Annotated in this window: 15 protein-coding genes and 1 riboswitch; of the genes, 7 read left to right on the top strand and 8 right to left on the bottom strand. The window is 35.0% G+C overall.

Going from position 1 to position 14,833, the window contains the following annotated elements:
• The first annotated feature begins 144 nt into the window (after positions 1–144).
• Together tatC and tatA are read left to right on the top strand one after the other, a co-directional pair.
• Positions 145–906: a twin-arginine translocase subunit TatC gene (gene tatC, locus AM499_RS16385; RefSeq protein WP_053591207.1), complete on the top strand. Its 762-nt coding sequence runs from the start codon at positions 145–147 to the stop codon at positions 904–906.
• Between the two features lie 100 nt (positions 907–1,006).
• Positions 1,007–1,207, top strand: a complete 201-nt coding sequence (gene tatA, locus AM499_RS16380) for a twin-arginine translocase TatA/TatE family subunit (RefSeq protein ID WP_053591206.1) — start codon at positions 1,007–1,009, stop codon at positions 1,205–1,207.
• 136 nt (positions 1,208–1,343) lie between these two features.
• Here the strand turns inward: tatA and AM499_RS16375 are convergent, their stop codons facing one another.
• A complete protein-coding gene (locus tag AM499_RS16375) occupies positions 1,344–2,510 on the bottom strand; it encodes a TraB/GumN family protein (protein ID WP_053591205.1) in 1,167 nt (388 codons plus the stop codon).
• Between the two features lie 219 nt (positions 2,511–2,729).
• On the opposite strand from AM499_RS16375, the gene AM499_RS16370 reads away from it, so the two are divergent.
• From AM499_RS16370 to AM499_RS16360, 3 genes are all read left to right on the top strand, one after another.
• A complete protein-coding gene (locus AM499_RS16370) occupies positions 2,730–3,068 on the top strand; it encodes a heme oxygenase (RefSeq protein ID WP_053591204.1) in 339 nt (112 codons plus the stop codon).
• 232 nt (positions 3,069–3,300) lie between these two features.
• Complete coding sequence (locus tag AM499_RS16365) at positions 3,301–3,735, top strand: MarR family winged helix-turn-helix transcriptional regulator (RefSeq protein WP_053591203.1); 435 nt, start codon at positions 3,301–3,303, stop codon at positions 3,733–3,735.
• Entirely contained in the window at positions 3,732–4,922 is a 1,191-nt protein-coding gene (locus AM499_RS16360) for an MFS transporter (protein ID WP_053591202.1), read from the top strand. Before AM499_RS16365 ends, AM499_RS16360 begins: the two co-directional genes overlap by 4 nt.
• Before the next feature lie 49 nt (positions 4,923–4,971).
• On the opposite strand, the gene AM499_RS16355 is transcribed toward AM499_RS16360, so the two are convergent.
• The 7 genes from AM499_RS16355 to AM499_RS16325 form a co-directional block, all read right to left on the bottom strand.
• Positions 4,972–6,060: a copper resistance D family protein gene (locus AM499_RS16355; RefSeq protein WP_053591201.1), complete on the bottom strand. Its 1,089-nt coding sequence runs from the start codon at positions 6,058–6,060 to the stop codon at positions 4,972–4,974.
• A 3-nt stretch (positions 6,061–6,063) separates the two neighbouring features.
• Complete coding sequence (locus tag AM499_RS16350) at positions 6,064–6,594, bottom strand: copper resistance CopC family protein (RefSeq protein ID WP_053591200.1); 531 nt, start codon at positions 6,592–6,594, stop codon at positions 6,064–6,066.
• A gap of 197 nt (positions 6,595–6,791) precedes the next feature.
• Positions 6,792–7,784, bottom strand: a complete 993-nt coding sequence (locus tag AM499_RS16345; protein WP_053591199.1) for a sensor domain-containing diguanylate cyclase — start codon at positions 7,782–7,784, stop codon at positions 6,792–6,794.
• A 33-nt stretch (positions 7,785–7,817) separates the two neighbouring features.
• A complete protein-coding gene (locus AM499_RS16340; protein ID WP_053591198.1) occupies positions 7,818–8,618 on the bottom strand; it encodes an alpha/beta fold hydrolase in 801 nt (266 codons plus the stop codon).
• 214 nt (positions 8,619–8,832) lie between these two features.
• A complete protein-coding gene (locus AM499_RS16335; RefSeq protein WP_053591197.1) occupies positions 8,833–9,567 on the bottom strand; it encodes an amino acid ABC transporter ATP-binding protein in 735 nt (244 codons plus the stop codon).
• A 19-nt stretch (positions 9,568–9,586) separates the two neighbouring features.
• On the bottom strand, positions 9,587–10,342 hold the full coding sequence (locus AM499_RS16330) for an amino acid ABC transporter permease (RefSeq protein ID WP_053591196.1): 756 nt from the start codon (positions 10,340–10,342) through the stop codon (positions 9,587–9,589).
• A 60-nt stretch (positions 10,343–10,402) separates the two neighbouring features.
• Positions 10,403–11,248 (bottom strand): transporter substrate-binding domain-containing protein, encoded by an 846-nt coding sequence (locus tag AM499_RS16325; protein ID WP_053591195.1) that lies wholly within the window; start codon positions 11,246–11,248, stop codon positions 10,403–10,405.
• 127 nt (positions 11,249–11,375) lie between these two features.
• A riboswitch (Lysine riboswitch) is annotated at positions 11,376–11,559 on the bottom strand.
• Positions 11,560–11,850: 291 nt separating this feature from the next.
• Here AM499_RS16325 and AM499_RS16320 point away from each other — a divergent pair.
• Together AM499_RS16320 and AM499_RS16315 are read left to right on the top strand one after the other, a co-directional pair.
• Positions 11,851–13,251 (top strand): purine-cytosine permease family protein, encoded by a 1,401-nt coding sequence (locus tag AM499_RS16320; RefSeq protein ID WP_053591194.1) that lies wholly within the window; start codon positions 11,851–11,853, stop codon positions 13,249–13,251.
• A gap of 375 nt (positions 13,252–13,626) precedes the next feature.
• Positions 13,627–14,802 (top strand): SLC45 family MFS transporter, encoded by a 1,176-nt coding sequence (locus AM499_RS16315; protein ID WP_053591193.1) that lies wholly within the window; start codon positions 13,627–13,629, stop codon positions 14,800–14,802.
• Positions 14,803–14,833 lie beyond the last annotated feature (31 nt).

The following is a 14,833-nucleotide window of genomic DNA, read 5'->3' as shown; positions in this document are numbered from 1 at the left end:
TATTTACAAATTCGACTGTTGGAGTATAATGTGAGATGATACAAAACAACAGTTTCATGTAGTAACTATTATATTTTAGTAAACATGCTTTTCTAAGCATATAAATATCTCACTTTATTTGAGAAAATGGGGTGGTACACACTAATGACACACGAACCAGAATTGACGCTTGTTGAACATTTAACAGAATTACGAAAAAGGCTCATTATTGTAGCCGTCACATTTATTCTATCTCTAGCCTTAGGATTTTGGATGGCCCCAAGGACATTAACATTTCTTAAGTCACAACCTACAGCTGCTCACGTGGAATGGAATGTATTTGGATATACAGATGGTTTAATGATTTATGTCAAATGTGCTCTAATACTATCTATATTAATAACGTTGCCAATTGCGATGCACCAAATTTGGTTATTCGTTAAACCAGGACTATTAGAGAAAGAAGCAAAAGGAACCATTTACTTTATCCCTGTCTCTTTTTTACTGTTTTTAGCTGGGATTAGTTTTAGTTATTTTATTTTATTTCCTTTGATGTTGAACTTCATGTCTAATATTAATGATTCAATTGGAGCCCTAGAAACATACGGGATGCAACAATATTTTACGTTCATGTTTAATTTGATTATTCCAGTTGGAATTGTTTTCGAGCTACCTGTGATTATATTGTTTTTAACAAAGCTGGGAATCATCACACCTAATCGACTACGTAAGATGAGAAAAGTTTCTTACTTTATACTTGTAGTAGTTGGAGTTTCTATTACACCTCCGGACTTCATTTCTGACTTTATCATCGTTGTACCGTTATTATTGTTATTCGAAATCAGTATCCTTGTTTCGAGCTGGGCATATAAAAAACAGTTAGCAAAAAGAGCTTTGGAAGAAGAGGCATTAGAAAATGAAGTCTAGGGCTTAATTTCTCCTAAGCGTGTTATACTAAAGATAAGTTTACTACTGCATACACATCGCCATTGGAATAAATGTAACATACTATAAGGAGGAACAATCCATGCCAAACATCGGCGTACCAGGTTTAATAATCATTCTAATCATCGCATTAATCGTCTTTGGACCATCTAAACTTCCTCAGTTAGGAAGAGCAGTAGGTCAAACGTTAAAAGAATTTAAAAACTCCACTAAAGACATCGTTGACGATGTTACTGAAGAATTTAAATTAGAAGAAAATACAGACGCTAAAAAGAAAATATAATGTGGCAAACCAGCTATTCTATGAATAGTTGGTTTTTTATTTCCTTTATTTAAGATGAAATAATATCCACTCCTAACCCATTACAAAAAACTAAAACCTCCTTTCCTTGCCATTTAGCAAAAAAGGAGGTTTTACATTATAGATTATTAAAAAATACCCGAATAACATCTGCCCCACCAATAAAAGTTCCGATTGATCCTACTAAATTAGTTAAAACAACTACTAGTAAAATTCGTGTAACCTTATTGCGCCAAAACCCTTTTATCGTAAAAACATCTTCCGAAAGATTTTCAAAATCCCCTACATTTGGGCGTCGGAAATAAGCCTGAACTATTCCCGAAACCCATCCCGACGCTATTAAGGGATGTAATGTAGTTATTGGAGCTGCAATAAAGGCAGAGAGTATAGCAAGCGGATGTCCAAAAGCAATTGCAGCACCGATGGCAGCAAAGCTTCCTGTCCATATTATCCAGCTCAAAGCCTGATCCAAGCCCGCAGTTGGATTTGCAAAGAAGGTGTAAACAACTATGGCTATTAAAAGTACTGGTATTACCCACCCAAGGATTTTAGGAACAATCGATTTCGGTGGTACTTGATTGAGTCTTTCCAAATCATGTTCTTTATAAATTTCTTTCGAGATACCTGGAACATGTGCCGCACCTAATACCGCAACTACTTTATCCCCAGGAGCTTCTTTAATTTTTTGTGCCAAGTACTGATCCCTTTCATCAATTAAAGGAGTCTTTAGTTTTGGAAATGATTCTGTAAACTCTGCAAGAACTGCATTGAGCGTATCCTGTGATTTCATCTTTTCTAATTCTTCTTCTGAAATTGTTTCTCTGCTAAAAATACTAAAGAATACGGAGGAGAGCAGCTGTGCCTTACCAGACCATCCGAGATTATGCCAAATACGAGAAAACGTAGTTTGTATGTTCCGATCTGCAAGCACAAGATTAGCACCAGTTTCTTTGGCAGACTCAATTCCTTGAATCATCTCTTGACCTGGTTTTATCTCAAATTGCTTTGCTAAACGGTTTTGAAAAGATGATATTGCTAGATTCATCAGAAGCAATGTCGCTTTCTTTTCTTTAATGACTTTAAAAATATCTGTTTCTTTCCATTTACTTCCGTCCATAACAGATTGATATCTTTGTTCATCTAACTCAATACAAACAGAATCTGGTCTCACTGCTTCAATTACTACTTTTACTTGTTCCGCACTTTGTTTGGAGACATGTGCTGTTCCAATCAAGATCAATTCTCTGCCATCTAAATTTATGCGAGTAATGTTTTCTTCTTTCACAAAATTCTTCCTTCATAGAATATATTTCTTCTGCGTATCCTCTATTTACGGATTACGAAAAGACTGTCTATTATTAATAATGGATTAGATTAAGATAAATATCAATTAAGTTTTACTGTTTAGAGAGGAAAATTTTTGGGTTGCGCGTCCTACAAGGTGAAACACATAAAAGATGGTATACTGTTTTTATCAAATAACTCGAAAAGGAGTAATGGCTACATGTATATTGTCACAAACAAAATTAAAACAAAACCAGGCTTTGCTGAAAAAATGGCACCTAATTTCACTAAACCAGGTGCATTACAACAAATGGAGGGTTTTGTAAAAGTAGAAGTAACAATTACACAAAACCTTACAGAATATGATGAGTTAAATGTAAATATGTATTGGGAAAACCTTGAGAATTTCGAGGCTTGGAAAAACAGTGATGCCTTCAAAGAATCGCACAAACGACCAAATTCCGAATCAAAATCTACTTCTCAAGAATCACCACTTCTAGGAAGTGAACTAGTTATTACAAAAGTTGCCTCTACAATTGAAGCCATACCATCTAAATAATGATAATTAGTTCCTACTTAACTGTTCTATTACGGTTAAGTAGGAGCTTTTTTGTTAATTTATTATAATAAACGGATATTTTAAAGATGCGCGAGCAACATAGAAATAAATTACATTTACATAGCTATTTTATAAAAGGTCTTTTCAACTCATTAATTCTCTGTTATATTAAATTAGTTACCTAAGATAACTATTATCATGGGTAACTAATTTATTTTAGGAGTGTTAGATTATGACTACGTATCGTGAATTTTTTCGTCAATTTTCACTTTTGTACCGTCCTTTTGAGCATCATTTAAATTTACAACTGGCTAAACACGGCTTGTATCGAGCACAGTGGACCATCATATATTACTTATCCAATCAGTCTTCCGCTACACTTGTCGAACTTTCTAATTACCAAAATGTTGAAAAACCCACCGTCACAAGAACAATAAACCGTTTAGAAGAACTAGGAATTGTAGAACAAATGCCCAGTAAAGATAAACGCGAAAAAAGAATACAGTTGACCTTACTAGGCAAACAGGTATATGAAGAGGTTCGACTAACAGTAGATAAATATGAACAGCATATTTTAAAAGGAATTTCTGAGTCCGATCAACTTAATTCAATTCGTTTGATGGAAGAAATACGAAAAAATATTTTAACGAAAGGTGAACACGAATGAATCAATCAAGAGCCAAACTATGGACGAAAGATTTTATTGTCGTATCGTCCATTAACTTTTTATTAATATTAATTTTTTATTTGTTGATGGTCACAATAGCCGTTTATGCAGTAAGTGAATACGAGGCTTCTACTAGTGAAGCAGGTTTAATAACAGGAATTTTTATCATTGGAACTTTAATTGGTCGACTTTTCATTGGTCGTCCTATGGACGTGATTGGTCGGAAAAAAACATTATTTGTTGGTTTAGCTTTATTTACACTAACAACCTCTTTATATTATGTGAATTTCGGCTTAACTTTCTTACTAATCAATCGATTCCTTCATGGTTTAACTTTGGGAATAGCGAGTACGGCAGCCGGAACAATTGTTGCACAAATTATACCAATGTCTAGAAAAGGCGAAGGTATTGGTTATTTCAGTATGAGTTCTACGCTGGCAACTGCCATTGGACCTTTCATCGGAATTTATATGAGTCAACATACTAGTTTCCAAGTCATTTTCGGTTTCTGTCTAGCATTAGGAATCATAAGTCTCCTCACTACCTTCTTTCTATATGTACCTGCAACTGAAAAGGTTATCAAAAACGAAGAAACAAAAGGTTTTAAACTATCCAATTTTGTGGAACCAAAGACTTTACCCATCGCGTTCATTATTCTAACCGTCGCATTTTGTTACTCCGGTGTTCTATCCTTTATTAATTTTTATGCGATAAAAATTGAATTAGTGGAAACAGCTAGTTTCTTCTTTATCGTTTATGCTGTAGCAATCCTTATATCTAGACCAGTTACTGGCCGCCTACTAGATATTAAAGGTGCAAACTACATTATGTATCCTGCTTTTATCATTTTTGGCGTTGGTATGCTTCTACTCAGTGTAGCAAATAATAGCTTCACTTTTTTATTAGCTGGTGTACTAATTGGACTTGGTTTTGGTAATATGCAGTCTACCACTCAAGCAGTGGCTGTAAAACTTACCCCACCCCACCGGATGGGCCTCGCAACATCTACATTTTTTATATTCTTGGATGCAGGTCTTGGTTTTGGACCATATCTTCTTGGTTTTATCATTCCTTTTACTGGATATAGCTTGCTATATGTTATTTTAGGAGCACTTGTTCTCCTTACTATTGTTCCATATTTTCTCCTTCATGGACGAAAAGAAAAAGCTAATTTAGCTACAGAGTAACAAAAAGAATAGGCTTCCCTCTAATAAAACTTAGAGGATAGCCTATTTCTTATGTAATACTCAAAATTAACGCTAAATAACTTGAAAAGACAAATAGTATGCTTAAAAAGAACGTTATCAAAGCTGGTGCTTTTTTAAGAAAAGCATAAATAGTTAACCCTATTAAAAGTATAGATAATACAAATAGAGAAAAACCTGTAGCATTAAATGCTAGTTCTACATGCATTACCTGAAGGTTTTGACCTTGATAGAAATAACTGAACAGTCTAGATGGCCCCTCATTTTTAAACGTATTTTCACTAGGGGGTGATTGATTGCTAAGTGCTGCAGTGACAGAAAAAATGAGTAGAATAATTAGGCTCTCTATTTTTGACCAAGGTCTAGGGTTAAAGTTTGGATATTTTATTAATTTCTTTTTAACGAATAAGCTATTGATAGCTGCATATACAATCAATGGAATAATGAATAAATGTTTAATAAGCAGAAGTTGTCCATATGAGAGCATCCAGGTATCTGTATACGTTGCAAAATCCATTACGAACGTCATTAACCCTATTCCCGAAGCGATTGTAATACTGAAGCATACGATTGCTACTGGTGAAAACCATTTTAAAAACTTCAACCAGTTTGAAAATCCTTTTGAAAACCAACTAACTACAAGTAGAATTCCCACCCAAACCGTTACCGCTGCAAAATGACTTGTATGAATGATAAACCCTTTTATGTATCCTACAGAGCTTGCATGACTTGCCCAGCCAAAACCTAAAATTAAAAGGAAAGTGAAAGCAAGTCCTCCGTATGCATATAACTGATTCTTTTGATCATCAAACCAAAGAAGAAATATAAATAACATATTAGCTACGATGAATGTAAAAAACCAAGCTTTACCTATTTCAAATGTATTTAAGACCATTTGAAGTGTTCCTACAAAATTTTCTTCCTGATCTAATTGTAAGACAAGCAGCAAAATTGGAATAAACGAAAAAAGTGCAATTCCAACAGTAGCGATAATTTGAACCCTTCTTTGTACAAGAATCTCAGGTTTAAAAGAACTTGGTACAAGAGAAATTAGAAAACTACCTATCAAAATGGAGAAACAAAGGTATAATAGTACCTCACTAAAAACAGTCATAAGCATCTATTATTTCTTTCTACGTAACCAGAAGAAGACCCCACCAATGATAACAATCAATGCTACAACAATAATAGGAATTGTACTAGATGAAGATTGACTTTCTTCTGTTTGCTCAACTTGGTCTGTACTAGGTGCTGCTATAGTCTCTGCTTGTTCTACTTCCTCGTTCTCTGTTGTTTCCGCTGCAGGAATTTCTACAGTGAAAGGAACAGTTCCTTCAATTGGATGCCCATCTGCTCCAACGATATTCCAAGCGATTTCATAACTATCAGTCTCTAAAGGTATCGCTAAAGTTCCAATCATTTGATTTTCATTTACTGAAATATTTTCAACTGGAATTGACTCACCATTAGAATTCATTAATTCAAAGGTGCTACTTTGTTCTATTTTCCCTTCAAAAATGAGGGAAATCTCATTTAGTTCTTCTGTTACAACTTGCCCACTTTCAGGATTGGAACTCTCTAATCCTGTATGTGCCCAAGCTGAATTTGCAAAAGCAAACATGAAAATAAATGATACTAAAATTATTTTTTTCATGATAATCCTCCTTATTATATCTTTAACCTAGTATAGCTACTCTTTGTGAGGAAAGTATGAAATTACTTTCAACAAAAAAAAGAGGTACATTAACAACCTCCTCATTTTTTAAAGGAACTATTCATTCTATTTTATTGACAATGATAATTATTCATTTTCTTTACGTTAACTTGCAGCGAGCAGTCCTGCACTAAGTTTTATCTAAGTCTTTCTAAAATATCCTCTATATGCGTCACTCGATTTCTTCCGTTCTCTTTAGATGTATAAAGTGCTTGGTCCGCATTGGATATAATCAACATATCGGAATCGCCATTTTGGATTGTAGCCACTCCAATACTAACCGTTACTATTTGGTCGATTTTCCATTCAGCGGATTGTACAGCTCTTCTAAATTCTTCAGCTTTTTCTTTCGCTTTTTCTTTATTTGCGTCCGGTAGAAGGACTACAAATTCTTCCCCACCGTAACGGGCAACAATATCCTCCACTTTAAAAGTACTATTCAAAATTTCAGCTAGTTTTATTAATACACGATCTCCTATTAGATGTCCCCAAGTATCATTCACCTTTTTAAAAAAATCTATATCTATAATGAGTAATGAGAAAGGCAAGTTGTTTTTTTGGAATAAAACGATATGCTCTTCCAGTCTTTCCATGAAAAAGCGTCTATTTTTTAATCCCGTAAGTGAATCTGTCACGGATAGTTTCTCTAGCTTTGTATTTAACTCCATTAATAGACTTTGCTTTGTTTCTATTTCCTTGTGAAGCTGTTCAAGTTTATCTAGTGCTTGATTTTTTTCTCGTAATGCTTCCTCTGCCTGTTTTTTAGCTGAACGTATTTGCTGCTCGTAATCAATACGTTTTCCCATTTGCATGAATACACAGTCGACACCTTCAACATCATCTTGTTTAAAAGATTTTGCATTTAATAACAAGGGAACGTCTTTTCCCTCATGATCTTTTAAGCTTAAATACATTTCCTCCACATGCCCATTTAATTGGAGAAACGGATAAAAGTATGTATGAAAAAGTAACTTGTTGGCAATAGACATGATAGATTCTATATGAGTATTTAATAATTCTTCAAATGTATGACCGACCATATTACAAAACGTTTCATTTATTTCAGTGATCACGCCTTGATTTGTAATACAAAGATAGCCAAAAGGAGCCGAGTTTAGCCTCTCCTTCATTTTTTACACAACCTTTCGAAGAACAAATTACATTTAAGATAACAAAAGATATTCATTTATTAAACGAGCTGTTTCTTCAGAATGACTAAGATGAGGATAGTGACCCTTTGCTTTCATTAATCGAAACGTACTATTTTTCAGATGATGATGCAAAAATTCTCCAACCTCAATTGGAACGATACTATCATGTGAACATTGAATAATGAGCGTAGGAACAGTAGACTGTGCCAAATCCTCTCTATGATCAGATAAGAAGGTCACTTTAGCGAATTGTCTAGTTATTTCTTCATCTACTGAAGTAAAGCTTTTCTCCAGCTCTTGCGCAAGCATTGGCTTTTCTGGATTTTGCATTGCAAGTAGTGACATAAAGCTTGCCCATCCTTCAAAATTCATTTCCATCAAATCTAGAAGTTCCGTTACATCACTACTTTCAAAGCCTCCAACATAGGCTCCGTCATTTAAATAGCGAGGAGATGGACCTATCATAATAATATTTTCAAAATAGTCTGGACGTTTTATAGAAGCTAGCATCCCTATCATCGAACTTACGGAATGACCTACAAAAATGACCTTATTAAGATCTAACTCTTCTATAATCTCTATTAAATCTTGAGCATAACCATTTAGCGTATTATATTTTTCTGGGTCATATGCTGTGAGATCTGACTTACCTGACCCAACATAATCGAATAAAACAATCCGATACTTCGATTCAAAAAAAGGTACCATCAATCGCCACATACTTTGACTGCAACCAAATCCATGCCCAAATAGTATCGTTTTCTCTCCATCTCCCAGTACTTTTACATTATTACGAACGATAACATTAGCCATTAATATAACCCCTTTAGAATCTAATAATATTTATACTACAGGCCCCGTTATTTATTACACATGCATCTTAACATGCTCTATCCTTAAATATATTTTTCTATCAACAATGAAGTTTAATAAAGGAAAATAAAAAAGGCTTCCCTTCTCATGTTGAAGGGAAACCAAATAATAATCAAGTATAATAATAAAATTGTCCTAAAAGGATATACAATTCTTATTTTAATGTACGCTTTAAAAACTCTCTCGTTCGTTCTTGTGTTGGATTATTAAAAATTTGTTCAGGGCTTCCTTCTTCTGCAATAACCCCTTTATCCATAAATACAACTCGATCGGAAACTTCTTTTGCAAATTCCATTTCATGCGTTACGATTAACATAGTAAGCCCTGTTTCGGCTAGTTCCTTCATTACTTTCAGAACTTCTCCCACCATCTCTGGATCCAGAGCGGAGGTTGGTTCATCAAACAGCATAACATCTGGTTCCATCGATAAAGCTCGAGCGATCGCAACACGTTGTTTTTGGCCACCTGATAATTGACTTGGTTTTGCATTCACATATTGGTCCATACCAACCACTTTCAAATATTTGAGTGCTTTTTTCTCTGCTTCTTCTTTAGACCTTTTTAACACTTTTACTTGCCCAACAACACAGTTACTTAACACATTATGATTATTAAATAAGTTAAATTGTTGGAAAACCATTCCTAGCTTTGTTCGGTAAGCATGGATATCATGTTTATCATCTAATATATTTTCACCATGATAAATAATCTGTCCACCGCTTGGTTTTTCTAATAGATTTACGCAACGGAGAAGTGTGGATTTACCAGATCCAGAAGAACCGATGATGCATACAACTTCTCCCTTGCTCACGGAAAAGTCTATATCTCTTAATACTTCATGGTTACCAAAGGATTTATTTAAATGTTGTATTTCAATTACTTTTTCCATATTATCCACTCCTTCCTTTTTATAATCCCGCATTGTTTTTTGGTAGTGTGACTTGTGTTGGTTGACCAATCATACTGTAATTTTCAGGACCATCTAATCTTCTTTCAACATAACGTAAAATGATTGTCACCGTAAACGTCATAACGAAGTACAAAATACACGCAACAAAAAACGGCTCAAAATATTTGAAGCTGATTCCCGCAACGGTTTTTGTTTGGAAGTATAGTTCTGTTACACCTATTACATTCAGTACTGACGTATCTTTAATATTTATAATAAATTGGTTTCCTGTAGCTGGTAAAATATTTCGTACTACCTGTGGTAATACTACATGAAGCATCGTTTGTATATGATTCATACCGATTGCTTGTGCTGATTCAAATTGTCCTTTATCAATGGAAATGACACCACCACGGACAATCTCGGCCATGTATGCCCCCGTATTAATAGATACGATAAAAATAGCTGCAGCAGTTCTGTCCATATCCACACCAAAAGCTAAAGCAGACCCATAATAGATAACCATCGCTTGTACAATCATAGGTGTACCACGGAAAAATTCAATATACATCGTTAGAATTGCATTTACTATCTTCAAGAAAATTCGTTTTGCTTTTCGTTCTGGCATAGGGATTGTTCGAATAACTCCTGCCAGCAAACCAATAATGGCTCCAAAGATTGTACCAATGATAGAGATTAAGAGCGTCATCCCTGCTCCACGTAGGAACATCGGCCAGTTATTGGTAACCATTGATATTATATACTCAATGCTCATACTTATCCTCCTCAAAAATTAAACCGACTGCAAAGAGATGCAGCCGGTATCACTTCATCTTTATTCAGAAGCGGGTTGATTTTTAATGGCAGTATCCATAATGTTTTGACGATCTTCTTCTGAAATGCCCGCCAATATATCATTAATTTGTTTTGTTAAGTCACTGCCCTTTTTAAGTCCAACCGCAACTGCTGTTTCTTCCTCATCCGCAACAAATCCATCGGTAAATTCAACCATCGCAAAGTTTTCGTTCGCTGATGAAGCACTAATTCCTTCTGGACGCTCAGAAACATAACCATCTAGCATTCCAGATTCTAGTGCTACACGCATTGCAGGGAAGTTATCCATTGCTGGTTGTTTTTCTACACCTTTAATTTGATCTATTACGCCATAATGTGAAGTATTTAATTGTCCTGACACTTTTGCCCCGCTAAAATCTTGAATAGAAGTAGCTCCCTCATAAGGTCCACCTTTTTTAACTACCATTACAAAGTTAGAAGTGTAATAGTTTTCAGAGAAGTCGATTGTTTCTTTACGTTCAGCTGTCGGTGACATCCCTGCAATAATTGCATCGATTTTACCTGACTCTAAGGATGGAACTAGTCCGTCCCATTCTGTTTTCACAATAACTAACTCTTTTCCTAATCCTTCAGCAATTTTTTTGGCAATTTCTACATCGTATCCACCTGCATATTCTGCATTGCCGTCAATTTTTACACCGCCGTTTGAATCATCTAATTGAGTCCAGTTGAATGGAGCATATCCTGCTTCCATACCAACTGTAAAAGTGTTGTCGTCACCTTTAGAAGATGATGATTCTTTATTTTCTGTATTACTTGACCCACATGCTGCTAAAAGCATCATGATAGACACGAACATTACTAAAACTATTAGTTTGTTTTTCATTCTATTACTCTCCTTTTATATATACTTATGTTTTTAACTACTAAAAAAGGACAACTTACATAAAAAAAGACCTGAGATGAACTCAGGTCGCAATATGTATAGTTGCCCTAAATCCTCTACTTTTCCCAAATGAGATAGCACACCACTATAAACCGGGATGTTTATAGCGGACAGTCCTGTAGTTATTCACTACAGACCCAGCAAGTAATACCGAGAACTATTACAAACTTCGGCGACATTTCCTTCTCCCTAGAATCATGGCTTCTCAAACTCCACTAAGGACTGTTAAATATCGCGCCTCTACCCCACTACATAAGTGAGGTCGTATTTAATTATTGTCCATAGTCTACAATAAGAAATACTATCTGTCAATCATTCTAGAAGTAATAACAAGTTTCTGAATTGAAAATAATCTTTTAACAGTAAATACATTTTTTCAAACGCTAAAGGAAATAATAAACTCTAGCTAACTAATCTCAATCGTTATTTTAAAAAACGTTGGCATTACTGTTATAATAGGTTATGGATGAAGTGGTAGACGAATTTATCAAACAAATGGAAGTGAAATATTTATGTATTAATTTAATAAAGGAGTTGATATTATGGGATCTGTCAAAGTCGCAGATCACAAAGTGTCAGAAGAAATGAAAGATGATTATTCATTAGATCGAGTGCCTCGAGACCAAAGGAAGATGGGTTGGTTTAGTATTACCAATATCACATTTGGTATCGCAACGGCAATTTTTTATTTTCAAATGGGAAGCGTTATGGCACTTCAATTCGGGGCTATAAATGCTATCATATCCTCCATATATGCGATAATCGTTGCCGGTATAATCGGAACGTTCATAGCTTATCTATCAGCCAAATCCGGGATGAACGTTAACTTATTATCAAGAGGCGGAGGTTTTGGTTACATAGGTGCATCGTTAACCTCATTCATTTATGCAACAAACTTTATCATGTACTGTGCCTTTGAAGGCCTGATTTTAGTTTCCGCAGTTCACACCTTCTTCCCCGCCCTACCTGAATGGGCACTAATCATTTTCTTCGGATCTATTGTTATTCCATTAAATTGGTTTGGTATTAAACAACTAGATAAATTACAAAAATGGTCTTTACCGATTTTCGGTATTTTTTTATTGTGTGCCATCATAATGTCTTTCTTCACTCCAACGGTTTATGAAGGAGCATTTTGGACGTATATGCCAGAAGGAGTACAGGTGGGTGGCCAAGCTTTACTACTTTGTATAGGAATGCAACACGGAATAATGGGTCTGACAGCATTACTCTCTTCAGACTACGCACGTTTTCTTAAACCAAAGGATTTAAAAATTGGATCTTTTGCAATTGGTTTTATTCCACAAATTTTCTGTTTTGGAGTTATGGGTGGTCTTGGTATATGGTTCGGTGTTCGTTTAGGTGAACCAAATCCAGGTGTTTATATCGTTCTACTCTTAGGTTTAGGTGGCGTATTATTCACTATGTTAACTCAGCTTAGAATTAACGTTACCAATATATACAGTAGTTCCCTATCACTTTCTAACTTCTTCGAGAACGTATTTAGATTTACACCAGGCAGACGATTTTGGGTTGTTGTCTCAGGTATTTGTGCAATAGGTTTGATGTTAGGTGGTATTGTGGATCATTTAGATACAGCCATGACATTCCAAGGAGTCTTTTTACTCGCTTGGGCATCGATTCTAGTTACGGATGCCATGATCGTGAAAAAACTATTAAAAATTGGGCCAGGTTATTACGAGGCTCGACACGAATATTTATATAAATGGAATCCTGTTGGAGTAGTATCTTTACTTATCTCAAGTGGTTTAGGTACGATAGCCGCACTAGGTTATATGGGATCATTTCTGGAAAGTACTGCGGCATTCTTCGCAGCACTTCTAGCAGCTATTCTTACCGTGATTTTAGCCATTTTTACAAAAGGTAAATATTATAGCAAAAAGCTTCCTAATGACATTCCTAAGGAAGATTATATTGCATAATAGTTAAAAGATTTTTTCTACCCGCAACTATTAACCATTCAATCAGCTTACCCTTCATTTATTAACTTCCAGATAGCCTTTTCTTCGGCCTATAATTCGTTTTTTATACTATATTCTCGCTTCTCTCAGGAGGTAGAGTTTATAGTAGGCTGGTTGCCTAATTGGTTTTACTCTACTTTTACCCTCAAAACTATTTATCCAACAACTCATAGGGTTATTTTGTTTATACAATATTACTAATGCACCTTGTAGTTCCTACAGGGTGATTTTTAATTAATTGATATTATTAACCCAGGACTCTTTACTTCCACAAAACCATATATATAAAGTGAAATTTTTTTTACGATAATGATTTCTTTTTAGAGGGGGAATGCGATGAAAAAGATGTGGTTATTAGGGTTTGGTTTTTTTAGTATTAGTTTAGGATGGTCTTTATATAATGCGTTTGTTCCTTTTTTTCTGAACGACTTTCTTTCAAGTACTGCATTAATTGGTTTTCTCATGACAATTGATAATTATTTTGCTCTTTTCTTACAGCCATATATAGGAAACAAAAGTGATCGCACACATTCACGCTTTGGTAGACGGATGCCATATCTATTAATTGGTATACCGTTAGCAGCTTTGTTTTATGCACTTATTCCCTTCCACACAAGTTTGACCACATTAGTGATTTTTATGGTAGGAATGAATATATCCATGGCGATATTCCGTTCCCCTACTATTGCGTTAATGCCAGATATTACTCCTGAGGCTAAACGCACGAAAGCAAATGGTGTTATCAATTTTATGGGAGGACTTGGCGGAATTTTAGCTTTCAGTGTAGGCTCTATTCTTTTTGGAGTGGAGGAATCCCTCCCATTTTTAGCGGTCTCTGCAATCTTCCTATTAGCGCTAGTAGTTGTCTTTAAAAACATTAATGAAAATAGAGATGCTATTCCTTTTACCATTACAACTAATTCAAAGATAGATTACAAAGCAGAGTTAAATAAACCTACCATCTTTCTTCTAACCGCAATATTCTTTTGGTTTGTAGCAATTCAAGGGATGGAAGCTTTATTTACTTTATATGGTGTAAACGAGCTTAATTTATCCAAGAGCTCATCTGCCTTTTCACTTGCATTTTTTTCATTAAGTTTTGTACTGGCTGCTATACCAAGCGGTATTCTAGGTGCTAGGTTTGGTAAGAAAAAAGTAATCTTAACGGGAGTTATCGGTTTATTTTTTGTCTTCTTTTTATTAAATTGGGTGGAATCCCTTTTTACCCTGCGCTTACTACTATTAATTGGTGGAATGTTTTGGGCATGCATAAATATAAATTCATACCCTTTCATTGTCTCTCTCGGAAGTGAACATAACTTTGGTACTCGAACCGGATTATATTATTTAGTATCTTCATTAGCAGCTATAATTTCACCACCTTCTTTAGGCTTATTAATAGATATATTTGGATATGATGTACTATTTAATGCTACGGCAGTAAGTATGCTTTTTGCATTAGCTTGTATGTGGAAGGTTAAAACCCCTAGAACTAGTCCCGTGCGATTGTAAACTACCAATTGGACAGTCGGTTCTATTTATA

Origin of the sequence: Bacillus sp. FJAT-22090, assembly GCF_001278755.1 — a bacterium.
Taxonomy (GTDB): Bacteria; Bacillota; Bacilli; order Bacillales_A; family Planococcaceae; genus Psychrobacillus.
This window is presented reverse-complemented; position numbering and strand designations above follow the sequence as displayed.